19 protein-coding genes are annotated in these 18,493 nt (G+C 73.3%); 10 read left to right on the top strand and 9 right to left on the bottom strand.

Going from position 1 to position 18,493, the window contains the following annotated elements:
• Window positions 1-147: 147 nt before the first annotated feature.
• Both AB0J40_RS37155 and AB0J40_RS37150 read right to left on the bottom strand, forming a co-directional pair.
• Window positions 148-1,704: a Na+/H+ antiporter gene (locus tag AB0J40_RS37155; protein WP_364463011.1), complete on the bottom strand. Its 1,557-nt coding sequence runs from the start codon at window positions 1,702-1,704 to the stop codon at window positions 148-150.
• Window positions 1,705-1,761: 57 nt separating this feature from the next.
• A complete protein-coding gene (locus tag AB0J40_RS37150) occupies window positions 1,762-2,940 on the bottom strand; it encodes an alpha/beta hydrolase (RefSeq protein ID WP_364463008.1) in 1,179 nt (392 codons plus the stop codon).
• A 54-nt stretch (window positions 2,941-2,994) separates the two neighbouring features.
• Between AB0J40_RS37150 and AB0J40_RS37145 the strand changes: the two genes are divergently transcribed.
• The 5 genes from AB0J40_RS37145 (at window position 2,995) to AB0J40_RS37125 (ending at window position 5,948) form a co-directional block, all read left to right on the top strand.
• Entirely contained in the window at window positions 2,995-3,531 is a 537-nt protein-coding gene (locus tag AB0J40_RS37145) for a helix-turn-helix domain-containing protein (RefSeq protein WP_364463005.1), read from the top strand.
• Window positions 3,532-3,557: 26 nt separating this feature from the next.
• Window positions 3,558-3,932, top strand: coding sequence for a hypothetical protein (locus tag AB0J40_RS37140; RefSeq protein ID WP_364463002.1), 375 nt, complete (start codon window positions 3,558-3,560; stop codon window positions 3,930-3,932).
• Between the two features lie 57 nt (window positions 3,933-3,989).
• On the top strand, window positions 3,990-4,574 hold the full coding sequence (locus tag AB0J40_RS37135; protein WP_364463000.1) for a DUF305 domain-containing protein: 585 nt from the start codon (window positions 3,990-3,992) through the stop codon (window positions 4,572-4,574).
• Between the two features lie 85 nt (window positions 4,575-4,659).
• Window positions 4,660-5,022 carry a BlaI/MecI/CopY family transcriptional regulator gene (locus tag AB0J40_RS37130; protein ID WP_364462997.1) on the top strand — a complete coding sequence of 121 codons (363 nt, stop codon included), beginning with the start codon at window positions 4,660-4,662 and terminating at the stop codon, window positions 5,020-5,022.
• Window positions 5,019-5,948, top strand: coding sequence for a M56 family metallopeptidase (locus tag AB0J40_RS37125; RefSeq protein ID WP_364462994.1), 930 nt, complete (start codon window positions 5,019-5,021; stop codon window positions 5,946-5,948). The genes AB0J40_RS37130 and AB0J40_RS37125 overlap by 4 nt, the downstream gene beginning before the upstream one ends.
• Window positions 5,949-5,955: 7 nt before the next feature.
• Here the strand turns inward: AB0J40_RS37125 and AB0J40_RS37120 are convergent, their stop codons facing one another.
• From AB0J40_RS37120 to AB0J40_RS37110, 3 genes are read right to left on the bottom strand one after another with little or no spacing between them, the layout of a single operon-like run.
• Entirely contained in the window at window positions 5,956-8,175 is a 2,220-nt protein-coding gene (locus AB0J40_RS37120) for a heavy metal translocating P-type ATPase (protein WP_364462991.1), read from the bottom strand.
• Between the two features lie 19 nt (window positions 8,176-8,194).
• Window positions 8,195-9,064, bottom strand: a complete 870-nt coding sequence (locus AB0J40_RS37115) for a hypothetical protein (RefSeq protein WP_364462988.1) — start codon at window positions 9,062-9,064, stop codon at window positions 8,195-8,197.
• Window positions 9,065-9,091: 27 nt separating this feature from the next.
• Window positions 9,092-9,298, bottom strand: a complete 207-nt coding sequence (locus AB0J40_RS37110) for a heavy-metal-associated domain-containing protein (protein WP_364462985.1) — start codon at window positions 9,296-9,298, stop codon at window positions 9,092-9,094.
• 182 nt (window positions 9,299-9,480) lie between these two features.
• Here AB0J40_RS37110 and AB0J40_RS37105 point away from each other — a divergent pair, with 182 nt between their 5' ends.
• The 4 genes from AB0J40_RS37105 to AB0J40_RS37090 all read left to right on the top strand — a co-directional run bounded on the left by AB0J40_RS37105 (window position 9,481) and on the right by AB0J40_RS37090 (window position 13,178).
• Window positions 9,481-10,338: an oxidoreductase gene (locus AB0J40_RS37105; RefSeq protein WP_364462982.1), complete on the top strand. Its 858-nt coding sequence runs from the start codon at window positions 9,481-9,483 to the stop codon at window positions 10,336-10,338.
• Between the two features lie 9 nt (window positions 10,339-10,347).
• Window positions 10,348-10,938: a TetR/AcrR family transcriptional regulator gene (locus AB0J40_RS37100; RefSeq protein ID WP_364462979.1), complete on the top strand. Its 591-nt coding sequence runs from the start codon at window positions 10,348-10,350 to the stop codon at window positions 10,936-10,938.
• A 454-nt stretch (window positions 10,939-11,392) separates the two neighbouring features.
• Complete coding sequence (locus AB0J40_RS37095; protein WP_364463035.1) at window positions 11,393-12,715, top strand: glycoside hydrolase family 6 protein; 1,323 nt, start codon at window positions 11,393-11,395, stop codon at window positions 12,713-12,715.
• Window positions 12,716-12,830: 115 nt separating this feature from the next.
• Window positions 12,831-13,178 (top strand): UBP-type zinc finger domain-containing protein, encoded by a 348-nt coding sequence (locus tag AB0J40_RS37090; protein ID WP_364462976.1) that lies wholly within the window; start codon window positions 12,831-12,833, stop codon window positions 13,176-13,178.
• Here AB0J40_RS37090 and AB0J40_RS37085 read toward each other — a convergent pair.
• From AB0J40_RS37085 to AB0J40_RS37070, 4 genes are read right to left on the bottom strand one after another with little or no spacing between them, the layout of a single operon-like run.
• Window positions 13,175-14,992, bottom strand: coding sequence for a CocE/NonD family hydrolase (locus AB0J40_RS37085; protein WP_364462973.1), 1,818 nt, complete (start codon window positions 14,990-14,992; stop codon window positions 13,175-13,177). The genes AB0J40_RS37090 and AB0J40_RS37085 overlap by 4 nt on opposite strands.
• Window positions 14,992-15,813, bottom strand: a complete 822-nt coding sequence (locus tag AB0J40_RS37080; RefSeq protein ID WP_364462970.1) for a transporter substrate-binding domain-containing protein — start codon at window positions 15,811-15,813, stop codon at window positions 14,992-14,994. The genes AB0J40_RS37085 and AB0J40_RS37080 overlap by 1 nt, the downstream gene beginning before the upstream one ends.
• 22 nt (window positions 15,814-15,835) lie before the next feature.
• Entirely contained in the window at window positions 15,836-16,564 is a 729-nt protein-coding gene (locus AB0J40_RS37075) for an amino acid ABC transporter ATP-binding protein (protein ID WP_364462967.1), read from the bottom strand.
• Window positions 16,564-17,310, bottom strand: coding sequence for an amino acid ABC transporter permease (locus AB0J40_RS37070; RefSeq protein WP_364462965.1), 747 nt, complete (start codon window positions 17,308-17,310; stop codon window positions 16,564-16,566). Before AB0J40_RS37070 ends, AB0J40_RS37075 begins: the two co-directional genes overlap by 1 nt.
• 104 nt (window positions 17,311-17,414) lie before the next feature.
• On the opposite strand from AB0J40_RS37070, the gene AB0J40_RS37065 reads away from it, so the two are divergent.
• Window positions 17,415-18,491 (top strand): DUF5937 family protein, encoded by a 1,077-nt coding sequence (locus AB0J40_RS37065; protein ID WP_364462962.1) that lies wholly within the window; start codon window positions 17,415-17,417, stop codon window positions 18,489-18,491.
• The last annotated feature ends 2 nt before the right edge of the window (window positions 18,492-18,493 follow it).

The raw sequence follows: 18,493 nt of genomic DNA, 5'->3' as shown, positions 1-18,493 counted from the left end.
CGGCGTGTACGTCGGTGCGGAGCTTGGCGACCACGCAGACCTTGCGGCCGAGGATCGTGGTCTCGGGGAGGACGACGCCGTTCCAGCCCAGCTGGAGTGCGGCGGCGCGGGCGAGCTCGTCGACGCTCGCGGGGACCGGCGCGCGGCTCAGTCCTCGAGCCCGGTGTGCTCGAGGTCGAGCAGCCGCTGGATCCGGCGGCGGGTGCCGTCGGTGATCTCGCCCGCCTCGAACAGCCGCGTCAGCTCGGCGGCCTCGATGTCGATCAGCTCCCGGCGCAGGGCGCGGTAGTCGATCCCGCGCACCGGGTCGCCGGACTCGTCCTCGCCGTCGCCGCGGATGTGGTCCAGCCGCGCCTGCCAGCTCGCGCGCAGCTGGTCGACCGCGAACGCCGCGGCGGACTCGGTTTCGGCCAGGTGGTCCAGGTGGCTGAGCCCCGCCTCGGCGAGCTTGCGGCGCGCGGTGGCGTACTCGGTGCGCAGGTCGGCCGGGTCGAGCGCGATCCCGGCCCGGCGCACCAGCGGGGCCAGCGTGAAGCCCTGGACCACCAGCGTCAGCACGATCACCGCCGTGGTCAGCAGCAGCACCAGGTCACGCGCGGGCAGCGCCGCACCGTCGGCGGTGACGACCGGCAACGACAGCGCCGCCGCCAGGGGGACCACGCCCCGCGCCCCCGCCCACGAGACGACCGCCGGTACCTGCCAGGAGATCCGGCCGGCCTCACGGCGTTGCCGCAGTGCCGACAGCACGAAGACCAGCAGCAACCGCGCCAGGAGCAGCGTCGCCGCGATCGCCACGGCCTGCAGCAGCCACCACGCCCCGCCGCCGGCCACCCGGCGCACCAGGGCGGGCAGCTGCAGCCCGATCAGGCCGAACACGACGCTCTCCAGCAGGAACACGACGGTCTGGTAGACCGCGCCGACCTGCAGCCGGATCCGCGCGGTCGTCAGCCGTTCGGCCTGGGTCCCGAGGATCACGCTCGCCACGACCACCGCGGTCACGCCCGACCCGCCGACCGACTCCGCCGCGACGTACCCCGCGTACGGCGTGACCAGGGAGATCACCGTCTCCAGCACCGGGTCCTCGGTACGCCGCCGGATCACGAACGCGCCGAGCGCGGTCAGCACCCCGACCGCCACCCCGCCGCCCGCGAGCACGGCGAACTCCCCCAGCGTCCGGCCCCACGACGCGGCGCCCCCGGCGACGGCCAGGAACAACGCCACCCGGAACAGCAGCAGGCTGGTCGCGTCGTTGAACAGGCTTTCGGCCTGGATCAGCGCCTGCACCCGCGGCGGCAACGCCAGCCGCCGCGCGAGCGCCGTCACCGCGACCGGGTCCGTGCTCGCCAGCATCGCGCCGAGCACGAACGCCATCCCGGCGGGCAACGGCGTCACCGCGACCGCCGTCCCGATCACCGCCGCCGCCGACAGCAGCACCAGCCCGACCGACAGCACCGCGACCGGCCGCCCGACCGCGCGCAGGTCGCGCCACGGGAGTTCTTCCCCCGCCGCGAACAGCAGGGGCGGCAGCACGACGAGGCTGATCACGTCCGGCGTCACCTGCACGACGGGAACGCCGGGCAGCAGCCCCACGACGACCCCGACGACGACCAGCAGAGAGGGCGCCGGAACCCGCAGCCGCCGGGCGAAGGTGGCGACCACCGTCGCCACCACCACGAGGAACAGTACGGTTTCGACCCCGCGCATCAGCCGGTCCTCCACATCCCGATCCGGATGCCGACCAGACTTCCCGGCGCGCCGCGTTCAGCCTACGCGAGCCACCCATTCGGCGACATCCGATACGACGTCGTGATCGACGTGACCCGGACGCGCGTAGTCCGCCGGCGTGGCCGGGCCTTCGCCGGGGAAGAACAGGTGATCGGCGGAGCCGTACACCTTGACGGTGACGCCGGGGCGGCCCCGGAGACCGGCCTGCCAGCGGGCGAGGTCGTCGGCGACGGTCACCTGGTAGTCGCGGCCGCCCTGCCCAAGGAACACCGGTACCGCCAGCCGCGCCACGGCGGCGACCGGGTCGTAGCCGCGCAGATCGAGCCAATAGGACGCCGGCCGGCCCCACGGCAGCTCGGCCGGCGGGGTCCGCGGCGTCAGCCGGGGGCTGTCGACCAGCTCGGCCTGCCGTTCGAACGCCGCCACCGTGGACCGGTCGAGGCCGAGGTGGCGGGCGACCCGGACGGCGGCGTGGTGCATCGGCTGGGCGTCGCCGGCGAGGATCACCAGCCCGGCCACCGACGGGTCGGCCTCGGCGACGCGCGGCGCGACCTTGCCGCCCATGCTGTGACCGGCGACGACCAGCCGCTCGACCCCCGGCTCCCGCCGCAGGACGGCGAGTGCTTCGACGGCGTACGGCACGTACTCGGCCGTCATCGTCTCGGCGTGGGCGGGTTTGTCGAAGCGCACGACCGTCACGCCGCGGCTCGCCAGTCCCCAGGCGAGGTCCTTGAGCGGCTTGTTCGGGCCGCTGCTTCCGTCGCGGTCGAACGGCCCGCCGCCGGCGAGCAGCACCACGCCCGCCCCGCCGGCGTCCACCGGGGACGTGACGGTGGCGCCCGCTCCTGCGCCGAGCGTGATCTCCCGCTCGGTGAACCGCCGGGGGTCCACATAGGACGGCGGAGTCCACAGTGGATCGGACGCGGGTGCGAACCGCAGGCCGTGCACCACGCCTGCGCCGTCGACGGACATCACGACGGTGAAGCCGCCGACCGGGACGCGGACGCGGACGAGCCCCGCCTGCCCCGGCTCGGTCACGGCCGGGCCGGCGACCGCCGCCGTTCCCGCGGCCGCCGTGGCCCACGCGCTCCGCAGCGCATCGGGCGGGACCGCCGCACGCAGGTCCGGCGCGAACCGGCCGGCCACGTCCTCGAAGCGCTCGCCGATCAGCGACTCCACGACCGCCACCGCGGTCGCCACCGGATCCTGGGTCATCGGCCCACCTTTCTCATCTTTTGCGAACGATAGCAGAATATGAGAACGTTGGGTGTGGACACCTTGAAGCTGCTCGCGCACCCCGTCCGGGTGCGGATCGTCAACGCCCTGCGCGGTGACCGGATCCTCACCACGGCCGAGCTGGCCGCCCGGCTGCCCGACGTGTCGAAGGCGACCGTCTACCGGCACGTCGACCTCCTCGCCGAGGCCGGCGTCCTCGAAGTCGCCGAGGAACGCCGCGTCCGCGGCGCGGTCGAGCGGCACTACCGCCTGCGGCAGGACCGCGCGGTGATCGACCTCGAAACGGCCCGCGCGATGACAGCCGAGGACCACCGCCGCGCGTTCGGGAGCGCGGTCGCGGCACTGGTCGCCGAGTTCCACGCCTACCTCGACCGCGACACGGCGGACCCGGCGGCCGATCTCGTCGGCTACCGCCAGCACGCGGTCTGGCTCGACCGGGCCGAGCTGGCGGCGATGATCGGCGAGCTCCGCGCGGCGATCGCACCGAGACTGGCGAACGAACCCCGGCCCGGCCGGACGCGCTACCTGCTCAGCCCCGTCCTGTTCCCGAGCGAGCCGCCCGCCGGGTAGCCCGCTCTACTATGCTGCATAGTGACATGGTGACGACGAACCGGTTCGGCGGCGCGCGGCGGGTGGTCCTGCTGTGCGTGCTGGCTTTCTGCGTCGTCGCGATGCACCACGTCGCTTCGGCCTCCGGGATGCCGGACACCGCGGAGACGTCCGTGCACGCCGCATCCGGTGACCACGACCCCGGCATGCCGGGTGGCCCGCACGACGCCCTGCACCTCTGCTTGGCCGTGCTGGCGGCCGCGGGTGCCCTCCTCGTCGCCGTCGTGGCTTTCCTGGTGGTGGCCCAGTACGGGACGTCGCTCCGCCGGCTCGCCCGGCCCCGCGGCTCACCGCGTCGAGGACGCCCACCCGACAGAGCCGGCCGCAGCATCCTGACTTCTTTGTGCGTGTCGCGTACGTGATCGACAGCCCGCACGGCCCAGTCGATCCACGTACCTCAGCACGAAGAAGGATTTGTCATGCGCAAGAACGTTTTGATCAGCGGCATCGCCGTGATCTCCGCCGTGGTGCTCGGCGCCTGCGACAGCACCGCGCCGATGTCCGGAATGGACCACAGGTCGTCGGTACCGGCGCCGGCTCCGGCGGGCGAGCACAACGCCGATGACGTCGTGTTCGCCCAGCAGATGGTCCCGCACCACAGCCAGGCGCTCGACATGGCGAAGCTCGTCCCGTCCCGCAGCACGAACCCGAAGGTGATCGACCTCGCGAGCCGGATCGCGAAGGCCCAGGACCCCGAGATCCAGCAGATGCGGACCTGGCTGACCACCTGGGGCGCCGGCTCGGCCATGCCGGGCATGACCCACGAGCCGATGCCCGGCATGATGTCCGGCGCCGAGCTGACGAAGCTCGAGGCCGCCAAGGGCGCCGAGTTCGACAAGATGTGGCTGGACATGATGATCCAGCACCACCAGGGCGCGATCGACATGGCCGGGACGGAGCTGTCCCGGGGCGCCAACGCCGACGCCAAGGCGCTCGCCCGGAAGATCGTCGACGCCCAGCAGGCCGAGATCACCGAGATGCGGGGCCTGCGCACGCAGGGCTGAGCACCGGTCGCCGGGGCGGCCGCTCCCGCCCCGGCGACCGGCGAAGGCCCGGCGCGCGGGAAGTATCCTGGCCGGCGGAGGTGCCATGCTGGGGCTGGGCGAGCTCGAAGCGTCGGTGATGGACGTGCTCTGGGACGCGGCGGAACCCCTGCGGGTCCGCCAGGTGCTCGACGAGCTCAACCGGCACCGGAACCTGGCGTACACGACGGTGCTGACCGTCCTGGACAACCTGCACCGGAAAGGCCGCGTCACGCGCGAACTGGAGAACCGCGCCTACCGCTACCGCCCGGTCACCACGCGCGCGGAAGCCACCGCGCGGAGCCTGCGCGAGGTGCTCGACTCCGTCGACGACCGGGAGTCCGTGCTGCTGCACTTCGTCAGCACGGTCACCGAGGAGGAGTCGGACGTCCTCCGCCGGGCGCTGCGCCGGAAGCCGGGCAAACGGTGATCCTCGCGGCCGCCCTGCTGCTCGGCACCCTCGCGGTCGCCTGGTGGTCTCCGGTGCCGTTGAGCAGGCTGGCCGCGCGGATCGACCCGGGGACGGCCATCGCCTGGTGGCTGCTGACCGCCGCCGGAGTGGCCGCCGGGACGATCGCCGGCGTCCTGGTGCTCGTCCTGCCCGGGCACGGCCCCGCCGACGCGGTCGTCGGCCTGCTCCACGACTGCTGGTCGGCGCTGGACCACGACGACCTCCCCGGCCTCGACCCGCTGGTCGGGACGGTCGCCGGGACCGTGCTCGCCACCGCCACCGGCCGGTTGGCACTGGCTTCGCTGCGCCGACGGCGAAGGCGGCACGTGCTGCACCGGCGCCACCTGACCGCGCTGCGGCTCGCCGGCACCCGCGACCCCCGGCCGTTGCCCACGCTGTGGCTGCCGGAAGAGCAACCGATCGCCTACAGCCTGGGCGGCCGGCGGCCGCTGGTGGTCGCCAGCGAAGGGCTCGCGGCGCGGCTGACGGACCGCGAACTGCGGGCGGTGCTGGCCCACGAACGGGCCCACGTCCACGGCCGGCACCACCTGCTGACCGGCTGCGCGGAGGTGCTCGGCCGGACGCTGCGGTTCCTGCCGCTGATGCGTGAACTGCCCGGCGCGACGCGGCTGCTGGCCGAACTGGCCGCCGACCGCGCGGCGGCCGAGCAGTGCGGGCGCGAGCCGCTCCGGTCCGCGCTCCGGACGATCAAGGCCGGGGACGGGCCGCGGCGGGCCCTCGCGATGGCCGGCGGCGACGCGGCGATCCGGCTGAGCCGGCTCGACTCCGGCTCGTCGCCGGCACCCCGGCTGATGACCGTGGCCGGCGGGCTCGCCGCGTTCTTCGCACCGCCGGCCCTCGCGGCCGTTCTGCTGCTGGCCACCGGCTTCGTCGGCTGCCCCTGAGTCGCGGTCAGCTCGTCGCGCGCGAGGTGAAGCCACGCAGGCGCAGGCTGTTGCCGACCACGAACACCGAGCTGAACGCCATCGCCGCACCCGCGATCATCGGGTTCAGCAGCCCCGCCGCGGCCAGCGGCAGCGCCGCCAGGTTGTAGGCGAACGCCCAGAACAGGTTGCCCTTGATCGTGCGCAGCGTCCGCCGGGACAGCCGGATCGCGTCGGCCACCGCGCGCAGGTCGCCCCGGACCAACGTGAGGTCGCTCGCCTCGATCGCGACGTCCGTGCCGGTGCCCATGGCCAGCCCGAGGTCGGCCTGGGCCAGCGCCGGCGCGTCGTTGACGCCGTCGCCGACCATCGCCACGACCTTGCCTTCGTCCTGCAGCCGCTTGACGACGTCGAGCTTGTCGGCCGGGAGCACCTCGGCGATCACCTCATCGATGCCGACCTCGGCCGCGACGGCGTTGGCGACGGCCGTGTTGTCCCCGGTCAGCAGCACCGGGGTCAACCCGAGAGCCCGCAGCTGGGCAACCGCTTCGGCCGAGGTCGGCTTGACCGTGTCGGCGACCACCAGGACGCCCCGGGCCGCGCCGTCCCACGCCACTGCGACCGCCGTGTGGCCCCGCTCCTCCGCCGCGGCCTTCGCCTCCGCCAGGTCCGCGGGCAGCGGCTGGCTCCAATCCTCCAGCAGTGCCGTGCGTCCCACGAGGACGGCGTGCCCCTCGACGATCCCTTGCACGCCAAGGCCTTCCACGTTCGCGAAGTCCTCCGCGGGCGGCAGTTCGACGCGGTCCCGGGCACCGCGGGCGACGGCCGCCGCGATCGGGTGTTCCGACGCGTCCTCCAGCGCGCCGGCCAGCCGCAGCAGCTCGGCCTCGTCGACGCCCTCGCCCGCGTGCACGCCGACGAGCGTCATCCGCCCGGCGGTGACCGTGCCGGTCTTGTCCAGCACCACCGTGTCGACGCGGCGCGTGGACTCCAGCACCTCCGGGCCCTTGATCAGGATCCCGAGCTGGGCGCCGCGGCCGGTGCCGACCAGCAACGCCGTCGGCGTCGCCAGGCCGAGCGCGCACGGGCAGGCGATGATCAGCACCGCGACCGCGGCGGTGAACGCGGCCGCCGTCCCGACACCGCTGCCGAGCCAGAACCCGAGCGTCGCCACGGCCAGCCCGATGACGATCGGCACGAACACCCCGGACACGCGGTCGGCCATGCGCTGCACGTCGGCCTTCCCGCTCTGGGCGTCCTCGACCAGCTTGGCCATCTGCGCCAGCTGCGTGTCCGCCCCGACCCGGGTGGCCCGGACGACCAGCCGGCCGCCCGCGTTGACCGTCGCGCCGGTGACGGCGTCGCCTTCGCCGACCTCGACGGGTACCGACTCGCCGGTGAGCATCGACGCGTCGACCGCGGACTTGCCCTCCTCGACCACACCGTCGGTGGCGATCTTTTCGCCGGGCCGCACGACGAACCGGTCCCCGGCCGCCAGTTCCGCGGTCGGGATGCGGACTTCGGTGCCGCCGCGGAGAACGGCCACCTCCTTCGCCCCCAGCTCCAGCAGGGCCCGCAGCGCGGCGCCCGCGCGGCGCTTCGAGCGTGCCTCGAAGTAGCGGCCGGCCAGGATGAACGTCGTGACACCCGCGGCGACCTCGAGGTAGATGTTGCCCGCGCCGTCCGAGGGCGCGACCGTCAGCTCGAAGGGGTGCACCATCCCGGGTGTGCCCGCGGTGCCGAACAGCAGCGCCCACACCGACCACGCGAACGCGGCCAGCACGCCCATCGACACCAGCGTGTCCATGGTCGCGGCGCCGTGGCGCAGGTTCGTCCAGGCCGCCCGGTGGAACGGCCAGGCGCCCCAGGTGACGACCGGCGCGGCCAGCGTCAGCGAAATCCACTGCCAGTAGGTGAACTGCAGCGCCGGCACCATGGCCAGGAGGATCACGGGTACCGCGAGCAACGCGCTGGTGATCAGCCGCTGCCGCAACGGCCGCGTCGGATCCCCGTCGTCCACTTCGGACTCGGGCTCCGCCGCCCGGGGCAGCGTCGCGTGGTAGCCGGCGGCTTCGACCGTGGCCACCAGCGTGGCCGGGTCGACGCCGTCGGGCGCGTGCACGCGCGCCTTTTCGGTGGCGTAGTTGACCGAAGCGGTGACGCCGTCGAGCTTGTTGAGCTTGCGCTCGATGCGGTTGGCGCAGGACGCGCAGGTCATGCCGCCGATCGCGAGTTCGATCTCGGTCATGATCGGCTCTCCTTCCGCGTCAGTGGCCGTGGCCGGTGGTGAGGGTGAACTCGGCGGTCCGCACGACGTCGCCGTGCCGGAAGTCGAGGAACAGCCGGTAGGTCCCCGCGCTGGGGACCTCGGCGGCGAACTTCACCTGCGGCCCGGCGGCCGTCTTCCCGTCGCCGGGGGCGCCGTCGGGGTGGACGTGCAGGTAGGCGAGGTCGCCTTCGCGCAAGGCGACCAGGTGCCCGTAGGCGCCGAGGTAGGGCTGCAGGTCGGTGACCGGGGCGCCGCCGCGGGTGACGGTCAGCGTCAGCGGGGACGTCCGCCCGGCCGTGAAGTCACCGGCGAGTTCGACGGTGTAGCCGTCGACCCGCGCCGTGCGGCTGGGCGCGTAGGTCGCGGGCCGGTAGTCGCCCGCGACGGACAGGTCGGTGCCGAGGGTCATCGCCCGGCCGCCGGCCGGGGTGAAGTCGGCGAACGCGCGGTAGGAACCCGCCGCCGGCAGGGTCAGCGGGACGCTCCACGTGCCGTCCGGCGCCATTTCCGGATGGACGTGCCGGAAGCCCGCGGTGTCCCGGCGCACCACGATCAGGTGCAGCTTCTTCTCGTGCTCGACGTCGAAACCCGTCACCGGCTTGCCGTCCGGCCCGGTGATCGTGAACGAGAACCGGCCCGGCTCCGGGGTCGCGTCGGCGACCGCGAACGTGTAGCCGTCCTTGCTCGAGGCCAGCCCGCCCGGCAGGTCGTCCACCGGCGCGGTCATGCCCGCGTGCTCGCCGCCCGTGCCTTCGTGTTCGCTGGTGGCGGCGGAGACGGGGCCGGCCGCGGTCCCGACGGCGAACCCCCCGGCCGCCAGCAGGACGAGCGCTCCGCCGAACCCGGCGAGCCGTGCTGTGGTGTTCATCTGCGTTTCCTCGCGTGAAGGCCGGGTCTACCCGGCGAGCGTGTAACCGGCCTCCTCGACGGCGGCGCGGACCCGCGCGTCGTCGACCGGCCGGCTGCTGGTGACGGTGACGGCCCCGGTGGGCAGGTCGACGGCGACGTCGGTGACGCCCTCGATGGCGCCGACCTCCTCGCTGACCGAGGCCACGCAGTGCGCGCAGGTCATGCCGGTGACGGTGAAGCTGCTGGTGGTCATGGGTTTCTCCTTCGCGGGTGCCGCCTTCGGATCAGAAGGTACCCCTAGGGGGTATGGGTTTCAAGGGGTGCGTGGCGGAGATCGCCGCGACCGGGCGCTCCCGAGATTATCGACACAGTGTCGAATTTAATCGACGCTGTGTAGAGTCGGTGGGGACGACAGCTCAGGACAAGGAGCACCGGATGTCCCCCAAGACCTTTCTCATCACCGGCGTCAGCAGCGGCCTCGGCCGAGCGTTCGCGCAGGGTGCGCTCGACGCCGGGCACACCGTCGTCGGCACCGTGCGCCGGGAGGGCGACCTCGGCGCCTTCGAAGCGCTGGCCCCCGGGCGCGCGCACGCCCGGCTGCTCGACGTCACCGACGACGACGCCGTGTTCGCGCTCGTCCAGGACGTCGAGGCCGGGGTCGGGCCGATCGACGTGCTCGTCGCCAACGCCGGGTACGGCCACGAAGGCGTCTTCGAAGAATCCCCGCTCGCGGAGTTGCGGGCGCAGTTCGCCACCAACGTCTTCGGCGTCGCCGCGACCGTGCAGGCCGTGCTGCCCGGCATGCGGCGGCGCCGGTCCGGGCACATCTTCGCCGTCAGCTCCATGGGCGGGCTGATGACCGTGCCCGGGCTCGCTTTCTACTGCGGCAGCAAGTACGCCGTCGAGGGCATGCTCGAAACCGTCGGCAAGGAGGTCGCCGGGTTCGGGGTGCACGTCACGCTGATCGAACCCGGGTCCTTCCGCACCGACTGGGCCGGCCGTTCGATGGTGCGCACCGAGCGGTCCATCGCGGACTACGACGAGCTGTTCGCCCCGATCCGCGAGGCGCGCCAGGCCGCCAGCGGCAACCAGCTCGGCAACCCAGCCAAGGCCGCCGACGCGCTCCTCGCGGTCGTCGACTCCGCCGAGCCGCCCACGCACCTGGTGCTCGGGTCCGACGCCCTGCGCCTGGTCGCGGCGGGACGTTCGGCGGTCGACGCCGAGATCGAGAAGTGGGCGGACCTGTCGCGCTCCACGGACTTTCCCGACGGGCACCAGATCGCGGCGAACTAGGATCCCGCCATGGCCACCACGCGCAAGCGGCGCGACGCACCGCGCAAGGGCGACCTGCGCGAACAGGCGATCCTGGACACCGCCGAAGCCCTGCTGGAGCGCGAGCACGTCGAGCCGATGACCGTGGAGACGATCGCGAAGGGCGCGGGCATCTCCCGCGCGTCGCTGTACTTCTACTTCGGGTCCAAGCAGGACGTGCTCACGGCGCTCGTCGCGCGCACGGTCGCGGTCCTCGACGAGGACGCCCGCACCGCGTCGGTGGCCACCGATTCGGCGCCCGCGGAGACGGCGCGGGCGGCCGTGTTGCTGACGGCGAAGATGTGGCGTGAACACGGCCCGGTGATGCGCGCGGCGGTCGAGCTGTCCCCGACAGTGCCCGAGATCGCCCGGCTGTGGAACGGAACTGTCGACCGCTACGCCGAAGCGATGACGACGGTTCTGCGGCGGGCGGGGTTGCGCGGTGACGAGCCGGCCGCGTTGGCGCGCGCGTTGTGCTGGATGACCGAACGGGTCTTGTACCACGCCTCGCGGACCGGCGATTTGGCTGCCGCGGCCGAGACCTGCGCCGAAATCTGGCGCCGCACCATCACCGCGGCCTGAGCGCCCCGGCCCAATCGACGGCCCGCCCGCAGGCGAGGAGTCGGTCGCGCCGGCGCGTGCGTCGTGCTGGACAACCAGACTGAGCCACGCGAACTCGACGCCGCAGCCGACACCTGGCGCCGCACCAGCACCGCAACGCGAGCGCCTCGGCCCAACACGTTGCCCGGCGGTGACGAGCCGGCCGCGTTCGCGCGCACGCTGTGCTGGACAACCGAACGCGTCTCCCCAAACCTCGCGCGCCGCTGAGCCACGCGAACTCCACACAGCCGCCGGCACCTGGCGCCGCACCATCATCGCGGGCTGAGCGCCCGTCCGAACGGGCGACCCCCTTCCCCGATCCCGCATCCCCGGCTACCATTCCGGATCACTGGGAGCGCTCCCAGTCGTCTCGGGCGCGGCGATGACGGAACACTTCACGGTCGTTCGAAGGAGAACGTGCATGCGAAGCAGAACCGTGGCCGCCGGTGCGGTTGCCGCCCTGGCCTTGGGCAGCGTCGTCGTCATGACGTCCGGTGCCGAAGCCGCCGGGTCCGTCTTCTACGTCGATCCCACCACCAATGCCGCTCAATGGGTCGCCGCCAATCCCGGTGACTCGCGCGCCGCCGTCATCCGGGACCGGATCGCCTCCGTTCCGCAGGCCAAGTGGTTCACCACCACCAACACCGCCACCGTGCGCGGCGAGGTCGACGCCTACACCGGGGCCGCGGCCGCCGCCGGGAAGATCCCCATCCTGGTCGTCTACGACATCCCCAACCGTGACTGCGGCGGGGCCAGCGGCGGCGGCGCGCCGTCGCACGACGCGTACCGGGCGTGGATCGACCAGGTCGCCGCCGGCCTGGCCGGGCGGCCCGCCGCCATCGTGCTCGAACCCGACGTGCTCGCGCTCATGACGAACTGCCAGAGCGGCGACCAGCAGAGCCAGACCACCGCGTCGATCGCCTACGCCGGCAAACGGCTCAAGGCCGGCTCCTCGCAGGCGAAGGTGTACTTCGACATCGGGCACTCCGCCTGGCTTTCGGCCGGTGACGCGGCCGCGCGGCTGCGGGCCGCGGACATCTCGAACAGCGCCGACGGCATCTCCACCAACGTCTCCAACTACCGCGCCACCGGCGACGAAGTCGCCTACGACAAGGCGATCCTCGGCCAGCTCGGCGACTCGCGGCTGAAGGCCGTCGTCGACACCAGCCGCAACGGCAACGGGCCGCAGGGCAGCGAGTGGTGCGATCCCGCCGGACGCGCGATCGGCACCGCCAGCACCGACCAGACCGGCGACAGCGCGATCGCCGCCTTCCTCTGGGTCAAGCCGCCGGGCGAGGCGGACGGCTGCATCGCCGCTGCCGGGCAGTTCGTGCCCCAGCGGGCCTACGACCTCGCCGTCGCCGCCGGTCCGGTGCCGACCACCACGCCGACCACCCCCACCACGCCCACGACGCCGACGACCCCCACCAGCAGCACCCCGCAGCCGACCGGCGGCTGCAAGGTCACGCACCGGGTGGTCAGCTCCTGGGCGAACGGGTACACCGGCGAGATCGTCCTCGAAAACCGCGGCGCCCCGGTCACCCGGTGGACGCTCACCTTCTCCGCTCCCGGGGTGACCGTCAGCCAGGGCTGGAACGGCACCTGGACCGACACCGGCGACGTCGTCAAGGTCGACAACGCCGCCTGGAACGGCACCCTCGCGACGAACGGGACCGCCACGATCGGCTACAACGCGAGCTACACCGGCTCGGCGCCGCCGTTCCAGGCCCCGGCACTCAACGGGACGGCGTGCGACTGACACCCCGAGCGCGAACGTGATCCGGGTGGCCTTCCCGCCGGGGAAGGCCACCCGGAACGCGGGCGGGCCCGCACCGGCTGATGCGCCCGGCCCCGGCACTTGGCAGACTGTCGGCATGGCCGAAATCGACGGTATCGACGTCACCGCCGCACCGAGCGGGACGGGCTGCGCGGAATGCCTCGCCGCCGAGGGGTGGTGGGTGCACCTGCGGCGCTGTGCCCAGTGCGGCCACATCGGGTGCTGCGACACCTCGCCCGCGCAGCACGCGACCGCGCACTACAAGGCGACCGGGCACCCGCTCATCCGCAGCTTCGAGCCGGGGGAGGACTGGTTCTACAGCTACGAGACGGGCGAGGCCTACGACGGCCCGGCGCTGGCGCCGCCGGAGCACCGGCCGGTCACGCAGCCGGTGCCCGGCCCCGAGGGCCGGGTGCCGGACGACTGGCAGACGCGCATCCACTAGCCGGGGAGCACCGGGAGCGTCAGCCACGACCGGCCGTCCACGTGGACCCGGTTCGTGGCCACCACCTTGCGCCGGTCGCCCACTTCCGGGGCGCCGGTGCCGGTGTTGACGTCGAAGCGGGGGAAGTTGCTGGAGCTGACGTCCAACCGGATGCGGTGGCCGGCGCGGAACAGGTTGGCCGTGTCCGGGGCCTCCACCGTGATGTCGTAGACCTCGCCGGGCACCAGGGGCGCCGGTTCGGCGAACGAGTCGCGGTAGCGGCAGCGCAGGATGCCGTCGGTCAGGTTCATCGCGAACCCCTGCGGGTAGTCCGCGCTGGGCGGGTGGACGTCGATCAGCTTGACCGTGAAGTCCGTGTCCGCGGCCGTCGACGAGACCGCCAGCCGGACCGTGACCGGCCCCGCGACCGCGACGTCGCGGTCCAGCGGCGGGGTCTGGAACACCAGCACGTCCGGCCGGCTCTCCAGCGGCAGGAACGGTGGTGCCGCGCCGAAGAAGCGCTCGTCGGGACGCTGGTGGAACGCGCCGCCGCTCATCACCGGCTCGCCCGAGGTGACCTGGCCGCCGAGGGTCGGGACCGGGTCCGCCGGGTCGAAGTCGTACTCCAGGTAGGTGCCCGCCGGCCGGGTGCGCGTGAGACCGCCGTCGGCGCTCAGGTGGAACACCTGCTCCTCGGCCGTCTCCGGGGGCCACGCCGTCGCCGTGCGCCACCGGCCGCCGTGGTCGAGGCGCCCGTCGGCGGTCCGGCGCCCGGAGCCGCCGCCCATCAGGAAGTACCGCACCGGCGGCGGGGGCTCGCCCGTGCCGGCGAGGTGGGCGTCGAACCAGCGCAGCCGCATCGTCACGTAGTCGTCGTCGAGGTTGCCCTCCAGCGGCGCCTCGGGACCGAAGTCGACGTCGCCGGCGTGCCGGACGCTGCGGGCGCCGTGCGTCCACGGCCCGAGCACGAGGTAGGCCGGGCTGTGCTTCTTGCGGCCCAGCTCGCGGAAGTTCTCGGTGGCCGTGCGGATGTACGGGTCGTACCAGCTGGCGATGTGCAGGCTGGGCACGTCCGGGAACCGGTCGTAGAACCCGCGGGCGAAGATGCCGGGCTGGCGCCAGTAGTCGTCGAAGACGCCGTGTTCCCACTGCTCCAGCAGGTAGTCCTCGTAGCCGGGGACGAACCGCAGCGGCGTCGCACCGCGCCGCCACGGCATCCGCGTGAACCACGCCCGCAGGTCCTCGGAGTCCAAAGTGGCCCGCAGCACCGGGTCCGCGCGCACCTCGGCGCTCGTGCGGGCCCGGTGGAACGCCCACGTGACCTGTTTCAGCTCGAACGCGCCGCCCATCCGCGTGCCCGCTTCGTAGGCGCTGGCGAAGCCGCCGGAGTCGAGGAACATCGCGGCCAGGTGCGGCGCGCCCAGTGACGCGAGCGCGGCCTGTGCGTGCGCCGAGTAGGAGACGCCCATCGTCGCGACGCGGCCGTCGCACCAGTCCTGCGCGGCGATCCACTCGACGGTGTCGTAGCCGTCTTCGGCTTCGTTGAGGTACTTGGTGAACGTGCCGCCCGAGTCGCCGCGGCCGCGGCAGTCCTGGCGCACCACCAGGTAGCCGCCGTCGACGAACCGCTGGGCGACCGCCTCGGGCGATGGCGGGCCCGCCCCGTCCGACGGACGCGCGAGCCGGCGGCCGTACGGCGTGCGTTCCAGCAGCACCGGCCCGGCGGGCGGCTCGGGCCGCGCGGCGTAGAGGTCGGCGACCAGGTTCGTGCCGTCGCGCGCGGGCACGTCGAGCACGAGCCGCCAGCAGTTCCGGCCGAGCCGTTCCCAGTCCATCAGAGACCACCCGCGAACTGCGCCCCGAGCGCGGGCCACGCGGCCACCAGCTGCGGCAGCGGCGCGGTCGTGAAGTACTTGCGGTACAGCCGGGCGTACGTCCCGTCGGCGACCATCGCCCCGATCTGCCGGTCCAGCGCGGTCAGCAGGGCACCGTGGTCCTTCGGCACGGCCATCGACGTCGGGTGCTCCACCGGCGCCGAGGCCGCCTGCCGCAGGGCCGGGTACTGCTTGAGGAACTGCGCCGCGTCCGGACCGCCGACGACGAACGCGTCGAGGCTGCCGTTGAGCAGCTGGCTCACCGCGGCGTTGGCGTTGGGGAAACCGATCGGCAGCGCGCCCGGCATCTTGGCGGGCACGAACGGTTCCTGCGTCGACCCGGTGACCACGCCGACCTTCCGGCCGGCGAAGTCGGTGAGCTTCGCCGCGGGGTTCTTCGCGCCGGTGAGCACCGCGGTGGTGCTCCAGAACAGCGGTTTGGTGAAGGAAACGCTCTTCTGGCGTTCTTCGGTGACGCCGAGACCGGCCGCGGCGAGGTCGTACTGGTGGCTGGTCAGCCCGGCCAGCGACGACGTCACCGACGTCGCCTTGTAGTCGACCTTCAGCCCGAGGCGCTTCGCGGCCTCGTCGGTGAGGTCGATGACGAAGCCGACCGGCTTGCCCGTCGGATCGCCGTAGGCGAAGGGCGGCTGGCTGGTCTGGGTGGCGGCGCGGATGGTGCCGGGTTCGAGCAGGCCGTACGGGTCGTCGGCGGCCGACGTGCCGCCGCAGCCGGTGAGCAGGAGGGCGCCGGCGAGCGCGGCGAAAGCGAGGCGCAGCATGGGAGTGTCCTTTCCGGACTCATCAGAGGACGCGGGCGAGGAAGTCGCGCAGCCGCGGGGTTTCCGGGTCGTCGAGGGTGGCGCGGGCCGGGCCGGATTCGGCGATGCGGCCCTCGTCCATGAACACCACGCGGTCGGCGACTTCGCGGGCGAAGCCGATCTCGTGGGTGACGGCGAGCATCGTCATGCCCGAGCCGGCCAGCGAGCGCATCACGTCGAGGACGTCCTTCACCAGCTCGGGGTCCAGCGCGGAAGTCGCCTCGTCGAAGAGCATCACTTCGGGTTCCATCGCGAGCGCGCGGGCGATCGCGACGCGTTGCTGCTGCCCGCCGGAGAGCCGGCCGGGCCGCTGGTGGGCCAGGTGCGCCAGGCCGAGCCGCTCCAGCTGGGTCATCGCCTTGTCGTCGGCGGCGTCCCGGCCGAGGCGCCGGACGTGCCGCAGCGCGGCGGTGACGTTCTTGAGCACGCTCAGGTGCGGGAACAGGTTGAAGTGCTGGAACACCATGCCGACGCGGGTGCGGACGGCGTCGACGTCCACACCGGACCCGGTGATCGCCGTGCCGGCGATGTGGATCTCCCCGGCCGTCGGTTCCTCCAGCAGGTTCAGGCACTTGAGCAACGTCGACTTGCCGGAGCCGGACCGCCCGATCACGCAGACGGTTTCGCCGGCGGCGACGTCGAGGTCGACGTCGCGGAGCACTTCCACTGGGCCATAACGCTTGTGCAGCCCGCGCACGGACACCGCGGGCATCAGACGGCCGCCTTCGCCGGGACGGCGACCGGCGCCGGGGCCGCGGTGAAGCGCCGGCCTTCGCGCATCCGCCGGTCGAGCCGGTTCACCGCGTAGGTGAGGGGAATCGTCAGCAGCAGGTAGCAGAGACCCGCGGCGACCAGTGCCGACGAGTTGTACGTCGCCGCCTGCCGTTCCTGGGCGATGAAGTACAGCTCCCGCTGGCCGAAGCCGAGTCCGAGCAGGTACACCAGTGCGCTCTCCTTGACGTCGATGATGAACTGGCCGGCCAGCGCGGGCAGGACGTTGCGCACGCCCTGCGGGACGACGACCACGCGCATGGCCGTCAGGTAGGGCATGCCGAGGCTGCGGGCCGCGTGCAGCTGCCCGGCCGGGACGGCCTGGATGCCGGAGCGGAAGATCTCGGCCGAGTAGGCCGCGGAGATCAGCGCGATGGCGAGCACGGCGTAGCCGAGCGGCTCGCGGCCGAACGGCCGCAAGCCCGCGGCGGGCAGGCCGACGCCGACCAGGCTGACGGTGACGATCGCGGGCAGCCCGCGGAAGACGTCGACGTAGATCCGGGCGGGGAGCCGGACCAGCCGCCGCCGGGACAGCAGCAGCATCGCCAGCAGCACGCCGGCGACGACGCCGAAGACGATCGCCAGCGCGGCGATCAGCAGGGTGTTGCGCAGCCCTTCGGTGAGCAGGGCGGGCAGCACGTCCAGGATCTCGCGGAGATCGAAGAAGGTGCGCAGGAAGTCGTGCATGGCCGGGCCTCTCGTGTGGCGTTCCGGGAAGGCTAGGTCCGTTTCGCCGCCGTGCCGCCGACGTTTACCGCGACCGCGGTAAGGATGGGTCGTACGCTGGGCGCATGTCCGTCGTGCTGACCGTCCAGGGCGCGCGGGCGGCCGACCTCGTCGCCGGGGTGTCGCCGGTGGCCGAGCTGCTCGCGTGCCTGCACTCGATCGCCGAGCCCGAGCACCACTTCGAGGTGCGGCCGTGGCTCACCCGCGTCCGCGCGGACACTTCGGCCGCCCTGCACGGCAGGCTGAAGACCTACGCGCCGCTGTGGGCGCGCCGCCGCTGCCGGCTGCTGCTGCCGTTCGAACTGCCGCTCGGGCAGACGTTCGACGAGGAGCTGCGCCGGATCGAGGCGCTGCCTCTCGACCGCTTCGCGGCGACGGCGGCCGAGGCGATCCACGGCGGCCTGGCCGAGATCGGCGACCTGCTGGGCGACGCGGCGGCGCGGGACGCGTACGTCGTGAGTTGCGAGCGGCGGTCGTTCGGCCGGGGCGAGCTGGCCCGGCACCTCGTGAGCGACCCGGCGGCGTTCCGCGCCGACCTGCTGGACGTCCTGCGCGCGTGCGCCGACGAGTTCTTCGCCGACGAATGGGCGCGCGTTTCCCACCGCCTGGAAAGCGAATGCGCGACCGTGCGGACGCGGCTCAGCGCGCTGCCGGTCGCCGAGGCGCTGGCGTCGCTGAGCACGAACGCGGCGGTCCGGCACGACCCGGCGTCGGTGGTGTTCGACAAGCTGCAGTCCCTGCACGCCGACCTGCGCGGCCGCCGCTGCCTGCTGGTGCCGTCGGTGCACGCGCGGCCGCACCTGATCGTCAAGGTCGACCCGGAGTTCCCGGTGGTCGTGCACTTCCCGGTCGAGGGCGACGGCGCCCGCGACACCCTCGCCCAGGTCCGCCTGCGGCTGGCGATCCTCGCCGACCCGGCCCGGCTGTCGCTGTGCCGCCACCTGGTGAACGAGCCGATCACGACGTCCGACCTGGCGGCGCGGACCGGCATGACGGTGCCGCAGGTCTCCCGCCACCTGGGCCGGCTGCGCGAGGCGGGGCTGCTGGTGTCCCGCCGTGACGGCCGGATGATCCAGCACCGCCTCGACCTCCAGCGGCTGATGCAGCTCGGGGTGGACGTGCTGACGACGATCATGCGGTGACG

This window comes from Amycolatopsis sp. NPDC049691 (genome assembly GCF_040675005.1).
Classification (GTDB): Bacteria; Actinomycetota; Actinomycetes; order Mycobacteriales; family Pseudonocardiaceae; genus Amycolatopsis.
The sequence above is the reverse complement of the archived record's forward strand: the minus strand, read 5'-3'. Positions and strand labels throughout refer to the sequence as shown.